Origin of the sequence: Nocardia sp. NPDC058519, assembly GCF_042719755.1 — a bacterium.
Taxonomy (GTDB): Bacteria; Actinomycetota; Actinomycetes; order Mycobacteriales; family Mycobacteriaceae; genus Nocardia.
In genome coordinates this window covers 74,134-91,378 of sequence record NZ_JBHXNK010000021.1, presented here as the reverse complement: position 1 = coordinate 91,378, position 17,245 = coordinate 74,134, and the positions used below count along the sequence as shown (strand labels likewise).

Here is a 17,245-nt window from a genome sequence, read left to right as displayed (position 1 = left end):
AGCGGTGGGCTATGACCCCCGTCACAGAACAGGACAGCCGTCCAGGGAATTTCCCCCAAAAGTGCGGGAAATATCTCCTTGCGGTCGGAACGACCCGGTTGACGTGGCACAATAGGCGCATGCACGCAACTGGAGTACGACTCGTGGCCCGTCGCCACGTCGACTTCCAGCGTGTCTGTAGCGCCTGCTGTCGGCCCGGTTTCCACCGGTAGCGCAGCGGCGTCCACGCCCGGGTATCCCCCGGTGCCTTCGACTTTCATCGGCCCGCTGACCGCCTGACGCGAGCCAGCCCCTCGCGCCTTCAGCACGGATGTCCAATCACCCCGCAGGAGCGACCCACCATGACGTCGAGCACCGACGCCGGTTCGACCGAACAGTCGACGGCGCAGGCCCGCACTGAGCGTTCAGCTGCCCAGCGCCCGGCCCGCCCGAGCACCGATGCCCCGGTCGCACCGCGCGCCCGCACCGGCAAGCCGGTCCGCCGCCGCTCCGAAGGCCAGTGGGCCCTCGGTTACCGCGAGCCGCTGAACCCGAACGAACAGTCCAAGAAGGACGACAACCCGCTCAACGTCCGCGCGCGCATCGAGAACATCTACGCCAAGGGCGGCTTCGACTCGATCGACAAGGCCGACCTGCGTGGCCGTTTCCGCTGGTGGGGTCTCTACACCCAGCGTGAAGAGGGCTACGACGGCACCTTCACCGACGACGACAACATCGACCTGCTCGAAGCCAAGTACTTCATGATGCGGGTGCGTTGCGACGCCGGTGCGCTCAGTGCCGCCCAGCTGCGCACCGTCGGGCAGATCTCCACCGAGTTCGGCCGCGACACCGCCGACCTGTCCGACCGCGAGAACGTCCAGTACCACTGGATCGAGGTCGAGAACGTCCCGGAGATCTGGCGCAGGCTCGAGTCGGTCGGTCTGCACACCACCGAGGCGTGCGGTGACTGCCCGCGCGTGGTCCTCGGTTCCCCGCTCGCGGGTGAGTCGCTCGACGAGATCATCGACCCCACCTGGGCGATCGACGAGATCGTCAAGCGCTACATCGGGAAGAAGGAGTACTCCAACCTTCCCCGCAAGTTCAAGACCGCGATCTCGGGCCAGCAGGACGTGGTGCACGAGATCAACGACATCGCCTTCGTCGGCGTGAACCACCCCGAGCACGGCCCTGGACTCGATCTGTGGGTCGGTGGTGGTCTGTCCACCAACCCGATGCTCGCTCAGCGCGTCGGTGCCTTCGTGCCCCTCGAAGAGGTGCCGGATGTGTGGGAAGCGGTCGTCTCGCTCTACCGCGACTACGGCTACCGCCGCCTGCGCACCAAGGCCCGCCTGAAGTTCCTGATCAAGGACTGGGGCATCGAGAAGTTCCGTCAGGTGCTCGAGGACGAGTACCTCAAGCGCAAGCTCATCGACGGTCCCGCCCCCGCGCAGCCTGCCAAGCCGATCGACCACGTCGGTGTGCAGAAGCTGCGCAACGGCCTGAACTCCGTCGGCTTCTCCCCCATCGCCGGTCGCGTCTCGGGCACCATCCTGAGCAAGGTCGCCGACGCCGCCGAGAAGTACGGCTCCGACCGCATCCGCTTCACCCCTTACCAGAAGCTGATCGTCCTCGACATCGCCGACGACCAGGTCGACGCGCTGATCGACGAACTCGAACCGCTCGGCCTGCAGGCCCGCCCGTCGGTCTGGCGCCGAAACCTGCTGGCGTGCAGCGGTATCGAGTTCTGCAAGCTCTCCTTCGTCGAGACCCGCAAGCGTTCACAGGTGCTGGCACCGGAACTCGAGCAGCGCCTCGCCGACATCAACGCCGAACTCGATGTGCCGATCACCATCAACATCAACGGCTGCCCGAACTCGTGCGGCCGGTCCCAGATCGCCGATATCGGCTTCAAGGGCCAGCTCGTCGATGACGGCACCGGGAATCAGGTGGAGGGTTTCCAGGTTCATCTCGGTGGCAGCCTCGGCCTGGACAGCGCGTTCGGCCGGAAGTTGCGTCAGCACAAGGTGACCAGCGTCGAGCTCGGTGACTACATCGATCGCGTCGTCCGCAACTTCGTCAAGAACCGGGAATCCGGTGAACGCTTCGCGGTGTGGGCTGTGCGCGCCGACGAGGCCGACCTCCGATAGTCGATGAGGAGATCCCCACTGTGACAACCAATCTCGCGGCCAAGCTGTCCGAAGACGAACTGCGCGCACTCGCCGAGCAGGGCGCGGCCGAACTCGGCCCCGATGCCTCACCGGCCGATCTGATCGCCTGGACCGATCGCAATTTCGGGAACGGCTACATCGTCGCCTCGAATATGCAGGACGGCGTGCTGGTCCACCTGGCCGCACAGACCCGCCCCGGCGTCGACGTGCTGTTCCTCGACACCGGCTACCACTTCGCCGAGACCATCGGCACCCGTGACGCGGTCGAGGCCGTGTACGGCGTGCACGTGGTCAACGTGGCGCCCGAGGCCAGTGTCGCCGAGCAGGACGCGCTGCTCGGCAAGGATCTGTTCGCCCGTGACGCCGCCGAATGCTGCCGGCTGCGCAAGGTCGTCCCGCTGAAGCGCTCGCTGAGCGGCTACAACGCGTGGATCACCGGCATCCGCCGCGTCGAGGCGCCCACCCGCGCCAACGCGCCGCTGATCTCGTTCGACGAAGCCTTCGGCCTGGTGAAGATCAACCCGATCGCACCGTGGTCCGACGACGAGATGCAGGCCTACATCGAGGCCAACGGCATTCTCGTCAATCCCCTGGTGGAGGAGGGTTACCCGTCCATCGGCTGCGCACCGTGCACGCGCAAGCCCGAGCCGGGGTCCGATCCGCGCAGCGGCCGCTGGGCCGGTATCGCCAAGACCGAATGCGGATTGCACCAATCATGACCATCACCACCACTGGGAGTGAGCCTGTGAGTACCAACACCACCGAACGCGAACTCGGCCTGACCGAGTTCGACACCCTCGCGGCGCTGGAATCCGAGGCGATCCACATCTTCCGTGAGGTCGCGGGCGAATTCGAGCGCCCCGTGATCCTGTTCTCCGGCGGCAAGGACTCCACCGTCCTGCTGCACCTGGCGCTCAAGGCCTTCTGGCCCGCGCCGCTGCCGTTCACGCTGCTGCACGTGGACACCGGGCACAACCTCGACGAGGTGCTCGAGTTCCGCGACAAGGTGGTCGAGCGCTACGGCCTTCGCCTGCACGTCGCCTCGGTCGAGGAGTACCTGGCCGACGGTCGCCTGACCGAGCGCCCCGACGGCATCCGCAACCCGTTGCAGACCGTCCCGCTGCTCGACGCCATCACCGAGCACCGCTTCGACGCGGTCTTCGGCGGCGGCCGTCGCGACGAGGAGCGCTCGCGTGCCAAGGAGCGGATCTTCTCGCTGCGCAACGCCTTCGGCCAGTGGGATCCGAAGCGTCAGCGTCCCGAGCTGTGGAACCTCTACAACGGCAAGCACGCGCCGGGTGAGCACGTGCGTGTGTTCCCGCTGAGCAACTGGACCGAGCTCGACATCTGGCGCTACATCGCCCGCGAGGACATCGACCTGGCGTCGATCTACTACGCGCACGAGCGTCCGGTGTACTCCCGTGACGGCATGTGGATGACGCCCGGCGTGTGGGGCGGCCCGAACGAGAACGAGGTCCTCGAAACCCGTTCGGTGCGCTACCGCACCGTCGGCGACGGTTCCACCACCGGCGCCATCATCTCCGACGCCGCCGACAACCAGGCCATCCTGGCCGAGGTCGCGGCGTCACGACTGACCGAACGCGGTGCTACCCGCGGCGACGACCGTGTGTCCGAGGCCGCCATGGAAGACCGCAAGCGAGAGGGTTATTTCTGATGTCCGACCTATTGAGGCTGGCCACCGCCGGTTCTGTCGACGACGGTAAGTCCACCCTGGTCGGGCGGTTGCTGTACGACACGAAGTCCGTGCTGGCCGATCAGATCGACGCCGTCACCCGCGCCTCGGTCGACCGTGGGCTGTCCACGCCGGACTTGTCGCTGCTCGTCGACGGCCTGCGCGCCGAGCGTGAGCAGGGCATCACCATCGACGTGGCGTACCGCTACTTCGCCACGCCCAAGCGGTCTTTCGTGCTCGCCGATACGCCGGGGCACGTGCAGTACACGCGCAACACGGTGTCGGGTGCGTCCACCGCGCAGCTGGTGATTCTGCTGACCGACGCGCGCAAGGGTGTCATCGAGCAGACCCGTCGCCATGCGGCCGTGCTGGCGCTGCTCGGTGTGCCGCGTCTGGTGCTCGCGGTGAACAAGATCGACCTCGTCGACAACCCGGCCGAGGTGTTCGCCGAGATCTCCGCCGAGTTCAACGACCTCACCTCGAAGCTGGGCTGGGCCACCGAAGACGTCATCGAGATCCCGGTCTCGGCGCTGCACGGCGACAATATCGCCAGCCGCTCCGAGAACACCCCGTACTACGACGGCCCCTCGCTGATCGAGCACCTGGAATCCGTTCCGGTGGACGCGGATTCGACCGGCACGCACGCGCTGGGTCTGCGTTTCCCCGTGCAGTACGTGATCCGTCCGCGCACCGCCGAGTACCCCGATTACCGGGGTTACGCGGGTCAGATCGCAGCCGGTTCGGTCTCCCCCGGTGACGAGATCGTGGTGCTGCCCTCGGGTAAGAAGACCACCGTCGAGCGCATCGACACCCCCGACGGCGAACTGGCCGTCGCGCAGGTCGGGCGCAGCGTGACGCTGATCCTGGCCGACGAGGTCGACATCTCGCGCGGCGACATCATCGCCTCGGTGCACGACGCGCCGGAATCGATCGACTCCTTCGACGCGACGGTGTGCTGGCTCGGTGACAAGGCCCTGCGTCCCGGCGCCCGACTGCTGCTCAAGCACGGCGCCAAGACCACCCAGGCCATCGTCGGCGCGCTCGTGGAGCGGTTCGACGAGCAGACACTCACCGCGCAGCCGAGCCCGGAGTCGTTGGAGCTCAACGACATCGGCCGTGTCTCGCTGCGGCTGGCCGAGCCGATCCCGGCCGACGACTACCGCACCAACCGGCACACCGGGTCGTTCCTGCTGATCGACCCCGCCGGTGGCAACACCCTCGCGGCCGGCCTGGTCGGCGATGTGCTGACTTCGGTCGAGGTCGGTACCGCGGTCTGATGAATCGCACGTTCGCCCCGCTGCGCGGCCCCGCTGTGGTGCCGCGCGGCGGGGGCGAGCCCGCGCTGATCCTGGTCGCCCACGGCAGCCGTGACCCGCGTTCCGCGGCGAACGCGGCGGCCGTGCGCGATCGGATCGCCGCCGCACGACCGGATGTTCTCGTGCGGCTCGCCTTTCTCGATCTGAATGCGCCGTCCGTCGACCAGGTAGTCGATGCTGTCGCGGCGCAAGGGTGTTCGCATGCCATCGTGGTGCCGCTGCTGCTGGGCAGCGCGTTCCACGCCAGGGTCGATCTGCCCGGCCTGCTCGATGCCGCACGACGCAGGCATCCGCTGCTCGACCTGGTTCAGGCCGATGTGCTCGGCCCCGATCCACGACTGATCACCGCCCTGTGTGCGCGGATCACCGAGGCGACCACGGGCTACGCCCCTGGCCGGATCGGTATCGCCGTCGCCGCGGTCGGTTCCTCGCGCACCGGCGCCAACGAGCGCACCGCCGAGATCGCCGTCGCGGTCGCCCGGCGCACCGGGTTGCTCACCGAAACCTGCTTCGCGACAAGCGAACCCACCGTCTCTGCCGCGACCGAACGACTGCGCGCCCGCGGTGCGGAGCACATCGTGGTCGCGCCGTGGTTCCTGGCACCGGGTCTGCTGACCGACCGATTGCGTGCCACCGCACCGGGACTCGTTCATACCCCGGCACTCGGAGCCCACCCGGCGCTGACCGAGGTCGTGTGGGATCGCTACGACACCGCGCTCGGCGCCGAATGGGAACTCTCCGCCTGAGACACCGGCGGTCCGGCCGAGTTCGCCTCGACGACGGCATCGGCGCTCGACCCGGCTTCCGCGACGACGTGTGGCGACGACTGCGTGCTCGACGCGACGGTGCCGGTTGTCGATTCCATTGCGGACGTGAGGGTTTCCGTAGTCGACGGTGCCGAGCCGGGTCCCGTGTGGTCGATCACAGGGCCTGCAGCAGCCGGCGCAATGGGGAGATCGGGTAGCGCGAACGCCGGAATCACGATCGACAGCGCCGGTGGCCGGCGGTTACCGGCTGAATCCGGCACCCCCTGCGAGTCGGGCAGCGGCGCACTCGGCGAGCCTTCCTGGACGAGCTCGACGGCATCGACCGCGGGCGACATCGTGGACGGGTCGATACCAGGCAGATTCGCCGGAACCGAGAGAGCCCCTTGCGTTCGAAGCGACTCCGGCACAACGACCGCCGCGCGGGGGTTCCACCACATCGCCGGGAGCTGGCGCGGCAGGGTCGCGACTGTGCCCGGCAACGGCGCCGGTGCCCCGGCCCGCCCGTCGGCAGGCCGGCCGGGCAGACTGCGACCGGGTGACGCCACCACGCCGGACCTGTCGTCGTCGGCACGTAACAGCCCGAGCACGGCCGGAATGAGCAGTGGCACAGCGAGCGCTGCGCCGGCGAGCACGGTGCGCGACATCGGGCGCCGGACCGGCACCAGCACGGTGCCGGTGGCCGACCGCCGGGCCCCGAGCAGTGCGGCACCACGGGCGACGGACTCGGCCGTCACGGGACCGCGAACGACCGGGCGGCCCAGCCCGTCGGCGAGTGTGTGCGCCACCTCGAGCGGCGCGGCCGCGCCACCGGCAAGCAGGAGCGCACCGAGATGATCGGGGGAAAGTCCTGCGGTGCGCAGGCATTCGTGTACCAGCGGCAGCGAATCCCGCACGAGCTGCGCGCGAACCGCCGCCGTCCGGACGGGATCCGGCAATCCGGCGACCGGTTCGTCCGTTGGTGCCAGATCGTGCTCCATGGCGGCTACGGCCGCGGCGGTGGACCGGCCACCGAACGCATAGGACCGAATCGGCCGACCGGCGATCCGATGCCCCTGCCGGTCGCGCACGACCACGGTGAGGTCGAGGGAGGTCGCGCCGAGGTCGTACACCAGCATCGAATCCGTGGCGTCGCCGGATTTCTCGTTCGGTTCCGCCGGCTGTTCGATCGGGTCGAGGGCCACCGCTGCCGCGATCGGCTCCGCCACCAGCTCGACTTCGCCCAATTGCGCCCGCACGAGCGACCGCCGCAGCGCGGTGACGTGCTGCTCGGTGTAGACCGCCGGGTGTGCGAGCACGGTGTGCTCGGCGACAGCGCCCGCGGCGGCCATCGCCGCACCGAGAACCCGGGCGACAAGGTCGGCAGCCTCGGCGGTCGGCGCGAAGGACAGCTCGGCCGCGAGGGTCAGATCAGCGAAGCCGAGAATCCGTGGGTTCGCACCGAAGCTGTCCGCCACCGTGGTGCGACCGCTGCTGATCACCGGATCGGTGCCACCGCCGACTGCCGCGCAGACGATGTTCCGCGCACCGATGGACACTCCCCAGCCGACCGTCATCCCTCACCAATCTCTCGCGGCCGAAGTGCGACCGGAGAACGTTTTTACTAGAACCGAAAATCTAGTTTAGCCTCTCCTAACATTTTGTTGGGACACCAGGCGGAGGCATCCATGCCACAGGGTTTGCTGGTCATTCGACCGAATATCGTGATGACACCGACGGTCTGGGGCACGCCACATGCCCCGGCCCAGATACCGCGCGGTGGTCGCTGGCCTGCCCCGGAACCGTCGCGGCCGATCGGCCTGCTCGACTCCTGGTGGCTCGTCACCGCCGCCGCGCTGGCATCGACGGGACTCCTCGGCGCGGCACTGTGGATCGCCACCCACGTGAACCCGGACCCGGCGCTGCACACCGCGGGATTGTTCGTTCACCTCGCCGGGCTGACGCTCGGCTTCGGCGGCGTCCTGATCGCCGACTATCTGGCCGCCCTGTGGCTGCTCGGGCGCAGCACCCTCGCCGAGGCGATGGCCGGAGTCTCCCGGATGCACGTGCCGATCTGGCTCGGGCTCGCGGCGCTGGTTGCCAGCGGCTGCGTACTGGAACCGAACCTCGACTCCCCACTGACGCAGACCAAGATGGTGTTGACCGCGCTGCTCACCGTCAACGGATTACAGACCACGGTCTTGAGCAGGCGCCTGGCCGACCACTCGGCAGCACCACTGCCACCCCGATTGCTGGCGTGGGGCGCCACCTCGGGCGCGATCTCCCAGGTCTGCTGGTGGGGAGCGATGGCCATCGGCTTCTGGAACGCCCAGCGCTGACGGACCACGTCCAGCCGACCCACCCTCCGTGATCCAGATCACGGAGCCACCCCTCTTGTTTGCATACCCCCAGGGGGTATAGTTCGTGGCAACACACAGCGAACTCAGAGAGGCGAAAACGATGACCACCAACGCCCACGCCGGACACCACACCCACGCTGACGCCGCGACCCAGCCCGCGCACGCCGGACACCATGCCGCGCGCGGAATCGATACCGACGACCATGCGGCGCACCAGCATCACGGCGAGCACGCCGCGCCCGAGCAGACCGACCCCAACGGTGAGCACGCAGGTCACAGTGACGCCCACGCGGGCCACGCCGCCGGAGCTCCCGGCGGTCTCCTGATCACCCAGGACGGGTACACCCTCGACCCCGAGACCACGATCGCCGAGCCGGGCGGTATCGACTTCCGTTTCCGGATCCTCGGGCCGGACGGATCGCCCGTGACCGAGTTCGATCCGATTCACGATCGGGAACTGCACCTGATCGTGGCGCGACGGGAACTGACCGGGTTCTGGCATGTGCATCCCCAGCGGGAAGCGGACGGCACCTGGGCGATCCGATTGGAACTGCCGGAGGCGGGCGCCTACCGGGTGTTCACCGACATCGCCCCGCGAGCACTCGGCCGCACGATCACCCTCGGCGCCGACCTCGCCATCGCGGGACACTATGCGCCGCAACCGGTTCCGGCGATTGCCCGCGCCACCGAAGTCGACGGCTACGACGTGACCGTCGATGGCGAGTTGCGCGCCGAGGGCGATCTGCTGACGCTCACCGTGCGCAAGAACGGCGAGCCGGTGACGGATCTACAGCCCTACCTGGCGGCTTTCGGCCACCTCGTCATTCTGCGCGCAGGAGACCTCGCGTACATCCACGTCCACCCCAACGGCGAACCCGGCGACGGCATCACCCCCTCGGGATCCGAAATCACCTTCCACACAGCAGTTCCCGGCCCTGGCACCTACCGCCTGTTCCTGGACTTCCAACACAACAATGTCGTCCGCACTGCCGCCTTCACCCTCGCTGTCCCGCCTCTCCGGGTATTCGAGCCGGGTTCAGGTGCGACACCGGCAGCGTTGGCGGCCGACGGTGTGGCGCGGGGTAAGTGAGCCCGTTCCCGGTGAGTTACCCATGTGCTCTGGAGATCAGTGGGTCTGACGCGGCGGTATTCGCCGCGTCATACCTGAGCACACCCGCCGCCCCTACCGGCTAGGTCCCGCTCGGCGCGTTCGACAACAAGCGGTTCGCGATTGTGCGCGCGGCCTCGACGCGGGTCGAATCGTCGGTCTGGCGGGCGATATTGGCGGCACTCAGGATCGCGTCGAGTTCGAAGACGAGGAGATCCGGGTCGGCGTCGGCGAGTTCGCCCATGGCCTGGGCCTTACGGACCTCGTCGGCCAGGAAGGACAGCCAGTCGTCGTGGTCGGCTACGACGGCGTCGCGCACGGGGCCGGGCTTGCTGCTGAATTCGGTGAGGGTGGCCACCCGGAAGCAGCCGCCGGGGAAGGGCGGATTCTCGATATGGGCGAACCAGCCGTCGACCATCGCGCGGACCCGGGTTCCGCCGCGTGGGGCACGCAGGCCGGGCGCGATGACCCGTTCGATGAAGATGTCGCGCCCGGCCTGGACAGCGGCGAGCTGCAGGGCTTCCTTGGTGCCGAAGAGAGTGGCGATGCCGCTCTTGCTGATGCCGAGGTCGGTGGCGAGCCGACCGATGCTCAGGCCGTCGAGACCTTCGACGGAGGCTAGTTCGGCGGCGCGACGGGCGATGGTGGCGCGGGCACGGGCGCCCTTGGCCAAACGCTGGTCGCTCGGTTCCGTCAGCTGGGTCATGTGAGTCATTGTTCCACCGCGGGGTTGCAAAGGCGAACGATCGGTCGTACTTTTATTTACGAACGATCGTACGTTCTTATTTCTCCCCTCGAAGGATTCCGCATGACCGACGTGTCAGCTCGGCCCGAAGATCCGCTCCGCACAGCGACTCCAGACTCCAGTGCCGCAGGCCGCACCCTCGCAGTGGCCGCGGGCGCGGCATTCATCGCCTTCCTCGATCTCTCCGTTGTCAATATCGCGTTCCCGACGATCGCCCTGAGCTATCCCGGCACGTCCACCGGCACGCTGACCTGGATCGTCAGCGGTTACGCGATCGCGTTCGCCGCGCTACTCACGCCCGCGGGGCGCATCGCCGACGCATTGGGCCGTCGGCGACTGTTCGCCCTGGCACTGGCCGGATTCGCGGTCACCTCCCTGCTGTGTGGACTCGCACCCGGCGCGGACTGGCTCATCGCGGGACGGGTCCTGCAGGGCATCACGGCGGCGTTCATGGTGCCCGCGGCACTCGGACTGGTCCTGGAAGCCACGCCTCGGGCGAAGATCGGCGCCGCCATCGGCGCTTGGTCGGCGGCCGGCGGGTTCGCGGCCGTGGTCGGTCCGGCACTGGGTGGTGCGCTGGTCGAGGTGTTCGGCTGGCGTGCGGTCTTCCTGATCAATGTGCCGATCGCGTTGGTGTTGATCGTGCCGGGGCTGCGGCTGCCCGGCGGTGGCAAGGCCTCGAGCGAGACGGCGCTGCCCGATCCGCTCGGCACGGTCGCCGTCGCGATCGGACTCGGTGCGATCGTCGCCGCCGTCACCGAAGGTCAGTCATGGGGTTGGACTGCGCCCGGCACGCTCGTCGCGTTGCTCGGCGGTATCACGCTGACGATGTTCGCGCTGGTTCGCTCGCGTCGGCATGCCAATCCGGCTGTCGCCGTGACGCTCTGGCGTGATCGGCAATTCGCGCTCGCGAACGCGGGTTCGTTCCTCTTCGGCGCCTCGATGTTCGCGTGGCTGCTGGCCGGGCCGCTGTTCCTGAACGCGATCTGGGGCTATTCCGTCCTCGAGTCGGCGGCCGCGCTGACCGTCGGCGCGGTGGCATCGATGGTGACCGCCGTTGTCACCGGCCGGATTACGACACCGCGCGGCCAGCGGTGGGTGGGAGTGTTCGGTGGTCTGATGTCGACGGCCGCGCTGGCCTGGATGAGCACCGACGCCTTCGGCCCCGAACCCGCGCTGTGGACGGCGTGGGTTCCCGCCGGTGTGCTCGGCGGCGGCGGGATCGGCATCGTCGTCACGGTGCTCGGCACGGCGGCGGCGAATTCTGTTCCACCGCAACAATTCGCGGCCGGAATCGGGATGAACCTCACTGCTCGTCAGGTGGGAGGGGCACTCGGCATCGCCGTACTGGCGGCGATCTTCTCGGCGACGGCCGACGACCCGCTCCGTGGTTTCCACCTCCTGTTCGCCGTGTGCGCGGGGATCAACATCGCCGTCGCCCTTGTTCTCGCCTTGCCTTCGCACGCCCGTTCGACCAACTGACTCGGAGTCGATATGTCTTCCAGCACACCACTGTCCGTGAAATTCACCGTCGAAGCCGACGACCCGCTGGTGCTGGCGCCGGAGCAGTCCGCCGCGCTGCTCGCGGGGGCACCGTGGCAGCGTTTCGCGGTACTCGGCGATTCCATCGCTGCGGGGACCGGCGATCGGAGTCCCGGTTATGCCCCGACCGGCTGGGCCGATCGGGTCGCGGCGGACCTCACCGCGATCAATCCCACACTGACCTACCGCAATACGGGCCGGATCGGAGCCACCAGCGGACAGGTCATCGACCGGCAGCTAGCCGAAATCCTGGACTTCGCACCGGATCTCGTGCATGTCAGCTGTGGCGGCAACGATCTGTTCACGGCGGGCGGTGATGTCGATCAGCTGCACGAGAATCTGTCGACGATCCTCACCGCGCTGGCCGCCACCGGGGCACAGCTGTCGATTTTCACCATGGCAGACGTGTGGGCCGTCGAGCGGATGGCGCCGATGCGAGCCATGCGCCCGCGAATGATCGCGCTCAACGAAGTGCTGCGGGCGGTGGCCGCCGAGTTCGATGCGGTCCTCACCGAGTTCTGGGACCATCCGCTGCGGTCGCGACCCGAGTTGATGAGCGCGGATCTCATCCACTTCACCACGAGTGGGCATGCGGTGGTGGCCAGTGAAGTGGTCAGGTCGCTGGCCCCGCTCATCGACAGGTCCTAGGGGATGCGGGGCGGTCGAAGGGGGATCGCCCCGCACAACACTGCGCAGGAACGCGGCGCTCACCTGTTGTCGCGCACCAATCGAGTGCCGAGTGCCACCAGTTCGGATCTCACCTCGGCAGGACCGATCACCTCCACGTCGCCGCTCCAACCCGCCAGCTGCCGGGCGACCATTTTCGCGGTGTCGGCGGTGATCTGTGCGCGCACCCGACCGTCAGTCGCTGGGCCGAGCAGAGTGCAGTTGCGGCCCTGCTGGTCGGCCAGGATGGGCGCGAGCTCGGCGGAGACGAGAACCGTCGCGGAAACGGCGGCGCGACGACCCTCCATCTGCTCGACGATCTGAGACCACTCGGCGTGAAGATCGAAATCCACTGGCCGGTCGGCTGTCTCGTCGAGCGTGGTGACCTCGGCGATGCGGTCCAAGCGGAAGGTTCGCTGCCCACGGTCGGTGCCCGCGATGAGGTACCAGACCGTTTCCTTCTCGACCAGGCCCCACGGATCGATCGTGCGGACCGTGCGTTCACCTTTGCGCAGATATTCGATGCGCACGCGGCGGCGATCCACCACCGCGCGCCGCACCGTATCGAGGACAGCGGGCGCCGCTGGATCGGGTCGCCCCCAGCGGGCCGGGTCGACGACAACGGCGTCGGCCGCGGCGGCGGCATCGGCGCGGAAGGTGTGCGGGAGGGCGCGAACCAGTTTTCGGAGAGCCGACTTCAGTTCGGGGGCGGCCTGGGCGGCGGGGCCCGCGAGCAGGAACAGCGCTCTGGTCTCCCCCGCCGTGAGTCCGGAGAGGTCGGTGCGGGCGCCGCCGATCAGCGACCAACCACCCCCGCGGCCCGACTGCGGGTAGACCGGGATGCCTGCGGCCGACAAGGCCTCCAGGTCACGCCGGGCTGTCGCCACCGAGACTTCGAGTTCGGACGCGACCTCGGCGGCTGTCACCCGCCCCCGCGCCTGCATCAACAACAGGGTGGCTACCAATCGGTCGGCTCGCATACTCGGCAATTCTGCCGAATAAAGTGCTCATTTGGTGAGCACTTTGGCTGGCAAAGTCGTTTTCACACCGAAGCGACAACCGAATGGAGCAGACATGCTGCGCGGAATGGCCACCACCACCTACTACGCCGACGACCTCACCGCCGCCAAGGACTGGTACAGCGAATTCCTCGGCATCGCACCGTATTACGAGGTTCCCGGTGGGTACTACGAGTTCCGGCTCGGGCCGTTGCAGGCCGAGCTGGGAATCATCAATCGCGCGTACGCACCGGCGGGTGCGCGCAATGCGCCGGGCGGAGGTGGAGTGGTCTTCTGGCAGGTCGACGATCTCGCGGCCACCTTCGACCGGTTGCTCGAGCTGGGCGCCACCGAGTACGAGCCGATCACCGAGCGCGGGGAGGGCGCGGGCTTCGCGACCGCGGCGGTACTCGATCCGTTCGGCAATGTGCTCGGGATCATGGCCAACCCGCACTATGTGGCGATGACGTCCTAGGGATTCAGGCGAACCAGCGTTCGAGGACGGTGGCGACACCGTCCTCGCTGACGTCGCCGGTCACTTCGTCGGCCAGGGCGAGCACGGCATCGGGCGAGCCGGCCATGGCCACCGAATGTGCTGCCCAGCGCAACATTTCGCGGTCGTTGAAGCCGTCACCGATGGCCAGGGTGGCTTCGGCCTCGATGCCGAGCAGAAGCCGAAGTTGTTCCAGCGCCCAGCCTTTGGACACCCCACGGCGGGAGACGGTGAGCCACGGGCCGTACTCACCGTGTACCCAGGACGCATCGGGAACGTCGAAGGTCTGCAGCAGCCGCAGCATCTCATCGGGGCTGCCGTCGGGCCACCAGCCGTTGAGGCGCGGCGTCGGCACACTGCTCAGCTCGAGGTGGTCGACGAGCTGGAAATCGCCGATCGAGAACTCCCCCGGCCCGTGCCCGGTCGCCCAGGTGCCGACGCCTACTCGTTCCGCGGCGAAGATCATCTCCGGGAACAGTGCGCGCAGAGCGAGCACCGCCGGTCCCGGATCGAACGATTGGACCGCTACCGGCTCACCACGGGCCACATCGATGTGCACGGCACCGTTGGAACACAACGCATGTCCCTCGGCGAGGCCGAGCTCACTCAGCACCGGGCGCGTGGTGAGCAGGGTTCGTCCGGTGGTCACCACCACGTGCGCCCCCGCCGACACCGCCGCGCGCACCGCGGCCCCCACCCGCGCGCTGATCTCGAACCCTGTCGCGAGCAGGGTCCCATCCACATCGAGCGCGATCAGCTTCGGCGCTCCCCCGAGTACAGCCACCGCCCTATTGTGCCCGCCCCCACCGACACCCACCCCCGTTTCACCACCGGCGCAGGCGGGACTACCCGGCATCCGGTGCGGCACTTACCGTCGCGGGCCCGACGTGGCTGGTCGGTCAGCGGCGAGAACCGCCACCTCCACCGCCGCCACCACCGCCTCCACCACCTGCGGAGCCGCCCGACGACGCGCCACCCGAAGACGCGCCACCCGAAGACGCGCCACCCGAAGACGCGCCACCTGAAGACGCGCCACCTTTGGAGCTGCCACCAGACGATGTACCGCCAGACGATGCGCCCCCGGAAGATGCGCCGCTGGAGGACGCCCCACTGTCCGATCCGCCGCCCGATGCTCCACCACCCGAAGCACCACCACCCGAAGTACCACCGGAGGCGCCCCCACCCGAAGCACCACCACCCGAAGCACCACCGGAGGCGCCCCCACCCGATGCGCCCCCACCCGATGCGCCCCCACCGGAGGCACCGCCACCGGAAGCACCACCGTCAGATCCGCCACCGGAAGCACCACCGCCCGACGCACCACCGCCCGACGCACCACCGCCGCTACCGCCGGTCGATGCACCACCACCGGACGCACCACCACCCGACGCACCGCCTCCGCTACCGCCGCTCGACGCACTACCACCGGACGTGCCACCGCCCGAAGCCCCACCGGAAGTGTCTGTGCCGCCGGTGGTTCCACCGCCGGTCGAACCTCCCGTGGCACCGCCGCCGGTGGTACCGCCGGTCGGGGTCCCGCCCGAGGTACCGCCGACCGATCCGCCGGGATCGGAAGGTGTTGTGCCACTGCTGGTTCCACCGGTCGGCGCAGATCCCCCGGTTTCGACGGAGACACCACCCGTGCTCGGTGCCGCTGTCCCGCCGGTCGGAGTGGATGTACCACCGGTCGGTGTGGATGTGCCGTCCGTCGCCGCTGTGCCGGGCGTCGGCGCGGTACCGGCCGCCGGAAGAGTGCCGGGATCTGTTGCGCCGGGAGCGGTCGGGATGCCAGGTGCTTCCGGAGTGCCTGGGACCGTGATCGGGCCGCCATGGGGAAGTTCGGGCGCACTGGGGTTGGTCGGTGTGTTCTGGGGTTGGGCGACCTGCGGGCCGAAGGGTAAGGGGTTGATGAAGCGGGCCGGGTCGCCGTAGGTGGTGCGGGCGAGGACCGGCGACTTGCAGTCGTTGTCGACACCCTGGTGGCCGGGACCGCCGCGGTCGGCGCCACTGCCGGCGGATCCGCCGGGACGCGACTTGCCGCCGGGCGCGGTCGCGGGGGCGATGAGGTTCTCGTAGGCACTGCGGGCCGCGGCGATGCCCGCTACCTGGATGCGGCCGGTGACCGGGTCTACATCGCTGACCAGACCCGCGGTTCGCGCGGCGAGGAGGTCGGCGCTCATGTCGTAGAGCAGCGCGTCGACGGGTGCGCCCAGGACGGGGAACCGCTCGAGGACCGGCATCAGGCCGGGATCGAAGGGGCTGCCGAATACCGTCATGGCCGACATGGCGAGCGCGGAAACGACTGCCGCGCTGGAGAACACCGCCACGTGCGGCACCGGGCCACCGGTCTGCTGCTCGGGTGCGAAGGTGCGGGCGGCCAAACCTGCCGCGCCCGAGGCGATCACCTGGCCGGGGTCGGCCACGGTGACAAGCGGAACGCCGAGTTCGGCGAGGGTGCGGGCGACTTCAGGCGGGCGCGAGGCACCACCGACGACCAGGATGCGCGACAAGTCGGCCAGCCGCAGGCCCGCCGCGGCCACACTCTTGCTCACCAGTGGGAAAGTGTCGCGGATGTGTTCGGCGCGCAGCGCGTCGATGTTCACCATGGAGGTGAGGGTCTGGGTCGCGCGGCCAAGACCCGGTTCGCCCGCGTAACGGGCGACCATCTCACCGAGCGGCTTGCCGCCGAAATCGGTGGACCGCGTGGGTGTTCCGACCATCGGATGGTGCGGCCAGTCGGGACCCACGCGCAGCACGGTGAGGTCGAGGCTGGTGGCACCCAGGTCGTAGACGAGCACGAAGCCCGGCTCCAGTGGACCGCGATCGATCTCCAGCCATTCCGCGGCGGCGACCGGTTCGGGCGCGAGCAGGACCTCGCCGGCGCCCGCGAGATGCAGCGCCTGGCCGAGTAACGAGACCTGTTTGTCGGTGTAGACCGCCGGATAGGTCAAAACGATCCCGGCGGGTGGTTCGGCCAGCTCGATCAGACCGGTGACCACCGCGGCGATCAGATTGGTCGCCGAGTAGAACCGCCCACCCATCACCATCGGCTCCGGTTCGCGGGTGAGGTCCGCGAAATCCGTGATCGCCGAAGCGAATTCGTTGATCGCGCCGATGCGGGGCCTGCCCGCCTCGTCGAATGTCAATGCGGTGCGTCGTGTGCGCACCGCCGGTTTGGCTGGATCGTCGGCGACTACCGCCGATATCGCATTGACCGCACCGATACTCAAGCCCAGACCTCTGGTCATGTTTTTGCTATCCCGTCAACGCACCGTGACCACGTCCAGCACGCGAGCGCACCATGTGGCCGCGGTCGTCTTCCAAACAGCTCGCCTAGATTAACTGGCACGTCCGCGAATTGCTGCCGGATTGATACGCAATCCGCAACCATGCGCCACCACAAGACGATTCGCGCAGGTGAGATGGTTGAAGGC

The 17,245-nt window shown here is 68.5% G+C and carries 15 protein-coding genes; 10 read left to right on the top strand and 5 right to left on the bottom strand.

What is annotated here, in order from left to right; translation table 11 throughout:
• Positions 1 to 341 precede the first annotated feature (341 nt).
• Genes ACFWPK_RS22775 through ACFWPK_RS22755 form a run of 5 tightly spaced genes read left to right on the top strand, consistent with a single transcriptional unit; the run spans position 342 to position 5,902 of the window.
• Entirely contained in the window at positions 342 to 2,126 is a 1,785-nt protein-coding gene (locus tag ACFWPK_RS22775) for a nitrite/sulfite reductase (protein WP_378918826.1), read from the top strand.
• A gap of 20 nt (positions 2,127 to 2,146) precedes the next feature.
• Positions 2,147 to 2,866, top strand: a complete 720-nt coding sequence (locus tag ACFWPK_RS22770) for a phosphoadenylyl-sulfate reductase (RefSeq protein WP_378918824.1) — start codon at positions 2,147 to 2,149, stop codon at positions 2,864 to 2,866.
• Positions 2,845 to 3,822 (top strand): sulfate adenylyltransferase subunit CysD, encoded by a 978-nt coding sequence (gene cysD, locus ACFWPK_RS22765; protein ID WP_266298608.1) that lies wholly within the window; start codon positions 2,845 to 2,847, stop codon positions 3,820 to 3,822. Before ACFWPK_RS22770 ends, cysD begins: the two co-directional genes overlap by 22 nt.
• Positions 3,822 to 5,117 (top strand): sulfate adenylyltransferase subunit 1, encoded by a 1,296-nt coding sequence (locus ACFWPK_RS22760; protein WP_378918822.1) that lies wholly within the window; start codon positions 3,822 to 3,824, stop codon positions 5,115 to 5,117. Before cysD ends, ACFWPK_RS22760 begins: the two co-directional genes overlap by 1 nt.
• Positions 5,117 to 5,902, top strand: a complete 786-nt coding sequence (locus tag ACFWPK_RS22755; RefSeq protein ID WP_378918820.1) for a sirohydrochlorin chelatase — start codon at positions 5,117 to 5,119, stop codon at positions 5,900 to 5,902. Before ACFWPK_RS22760 ends, ACFWPK_RS22755 begins: the two co-directional genes overlap by 1 nt.
• Here ACFWPK_RS22755 and ACFWPK_RS22750 read toward each other — a convergent pair.
• Positions 5,860 to 7,476, bottom strand: a complete 1,617-nt coding sequence (locus tag ACFWPK_RS22750) for a hypothetical protein (protein WP_378918818.1) — start codon at positions 7,474 to 7,476, stop codon at positions 5,860 to 5,862. The genes ACFWPK_RS22755 and ACFWPK_RS22750 overlap by 43 nt on opposite strands.
• A gap of 111 nt (positions 7,477 to 7,587) precedes the next feature.
• On the opposite strand from ACFWPK_RS22750, the gene ACFWPK_RS22745 reads away from it, so the two are divergent.
• Positions 7,588 to 8,238, top strand: a complete 651-nt coding sequence (locus ACFWPK_RS22745) for a hypothetical protein (protein WP_378918816.1) — start codon at positions 7,588 to 7,590, stop codon at positions 8,236 to 8,238.
• Between the two features lie 121 nt (positions 8,239 to 8,359).
• Positions 8,360 to 9,349 (top strand): hypothetical protein, encoded by a 990-nt coding sequence (locus tag ACFWPK_RS22740; protein ID WP_378918815.1) that lies wholly within the window; start codon positions 8,360 to 8,362, stop codon positions 9,347 to 9,349.
• A gap of 100 nt (positions 9,350 to 9,449) precedes the next feature.
• Here the strand turns inward: ACFWPK_RS22740 and ACFWPK_RS22735 are convergent, their stop codons facing one another.
• Positions 9,450 to 10,073 carry a TetR/AcrR family transcriptional regulator gene (locus tag ACFWPK_RS22735; protein ID WP_378918813.1) on the bottom strand — a complete coding sequence of 208 codons (624 nt, stop codon included), beginning with the start codon at positions 10,071 to 10,073 and terminating at the stop codon, positions 9,450 to 9,452.
• Between the two features lie 102 nt (positions 10,074 to 10,175).
• Here ACFWPK_RS22735 and ACFWPK_RS22730 point away from each other — a divergent pair, with 102 nt between their 5' ends.
• The gene (locus ACFWPK_RS22730) at positions 10,176 to 11,594 is read left to right on the top strand and encodes an MFS transporter (protein ID WP_378918811.1); all 1,419 of its coding nucleotides are present in this window, start codon (positions 10,176 to 10,178) and stop codon (positions 11,592 to 11,594) included.
• Positions 11,595 to 11,606: 12 nt separating this feature from the next.
• Complete coding sequence (locus tag ACFWPK_RS22725; protein ID WP_378918809.1) at positions 11,607 to 12,302, top strand: SGNH/GDSL hydrolase family protein; 696 nt, start codon at positions 11,607 to 11,609, stop codon at positions 12,300 to 12,302.
• A 59-nt stretch (positions 12,303 to 12,361) separates the two neighbouring features.
• Here ACFWPK_RS22725 and ACFWPK_RS22720 read toward each other — a convergent pair whose 3' ends face one another.
• Positions 12,362 to 13,300, bottom strand: coding sequence for a helix-turn-helix transcriptional regulator (locus ACFWPK_RS22720; RefSeq protein ID WP_378918807.1), 939 nt, complete (start codon positions 13,298 to 13,300; stop codon positions 12,362 to 12,364).
• A 94-nt stretch (positions 13,301 to 13,394) separates the two neighbouring features.
• On the opposite strand from ACFWPK_RS22720, the gene ACFWPK_RS22715 reads away from it, so the two are divergent.
• Complete coding sequence (locus tag ACFWPK_RS22715) at positions 13,395 to 13,793, top strand: VOC family protein (protein WP_378918805.1); 399 nt, start codon at positions 13,395 to 13,397, stop codon at positions 13,791 to 13,793.
• Between the two features lie 4 nt (positions 13,794 to 13,797).
• Here ACFWPK_RS22715 and ACFWPK_RS22710 read toward each other — a convergent pair whose 3' ends face one another.
• Together ACFWPK_RS22710 and ACFWPK_RS22705 are read right to left on the bottom strand one after the other, a co-directional pair.
• Positions 13,798 to 14,595, bottom strand: a complete 798-nt coding sequence (locus ACFWPK_RS22710; RefSeq protein WP_378918803.1) for an HAD family hydrolase — start codon at positions 14,593 to 14,595, stop codon at positions 13,798 to 13,800.
• A gap of 115 nt (positions 14,596 to 14,710) precedes the next feature.
• Positions 14,711 to 17,059, bottom strand: coding sequence for an Hsp70 family protein (locus ACFWPK_RS22705; protein ID WP_378918801.1), 2,349 nt, complete (start codon positions 17,057 to 17,059; stop codon positions 14,711 to 14,713).
• Between the last annotated feature and the right edge of the window lie 186 nt (positions 17,060 to 17,245).

Excerpts from the sequence above, each read along its gene's own strand:
- ACFWPK_RS22725 (WP_378918809.1), top strand. The coding sequence starts at position 11,607 with ATGTCTTCCAGCACACCACTGTCCGTGAAATTCACCGTCGAAGCCGAC.
- ACFWPK_RS22735 (WP_378918813.1), bottom strand. The coding sequence starts at position 10,073 with ATGACCCAGCTGACGGAACCGAGCGACCAGCGTTTGGCCAAGGGCGCC.
- ACFWPK_RS22775 (WP_378918826.1), top strand. The coding sequence starts at position 342 with ATGACGTCGAGCACCGACGCCGGTTCGACCGAACAGTCGACGGCGCAG.
- ACFWPK_RS22750 (WP_378918818.1), bottom strand. The coding sequence starts at position 7,476 with ATGACGGTCGGCTGGGGAGTGTCCATCGGTGCGCGGAACATCGTCTGC.
- ACFWPK_RS22720 (WP_378918807.1), bottom strand. The coding sequence starts at position 13,300 with ATGCGAGCCGACCGATTGGTAGCCACCCTGTTGTTGATGCAGGCGCGG.
- cysD (WP_266298608.1), top strand. The coding sequence starts at position 2,845 with ATGCGGATTGCACCAATCATGACCATCACCACCACTGGGAGTGAGCCT.
- ACFWPK_RS22745 (WP_378918816.1), top strand. The coding sequence starts at position 7,588 with ATGCCACAGGGTTTGCTGGTCATTCGACCGAATATCGTGATGACACCG.
- ACFWPK_RS22760 (WP_378918822.1), top strand. The coding sequence starts at position 3,822 with ATGTCCGACCTATTGAGGCTGGCCACCGCCGGTTCTGTCGACGACGGT.
- ACFWPK_RS22755 (WP_378918820.1), top strand. The coding sequence starts at position 5,117 with ATGAATCGCACGTTCGCCCCGCTGCGCGGCCCCGCTGTGGTGCCGCGC.
- ACFWPK_RS22740 (WP_378918815.1), top strand. The coding sequence starts at position 8,360 with ATGACCACCAACGCCCACGCCGGACACCACACCCACGCTGACGCCGCG.
- ACFWPK_RS22730 (WP_378918811.1), top strand. The coding sequence starts at position 10,176 with ATGACCGACGTGTCAGCTCGGCCCGAAGATCCGCTCCGCACAGCGACT.
- ACFWPK_RS22715 (WP_378918805.1), top strand. The coding sequence starts at position 13,395 with ATGCTGCGCGGAATGGCCACCACCACCTACTACGCCGACGACCTCACC.
- ACFWPK_RS22705 (WP_378918801.1), bottom strand. The coding sequence starts at position 17,059 with ATGACCAGAGGTCTGGGCTTGAGTATCGGTGCGGTCAATGCGATATCG.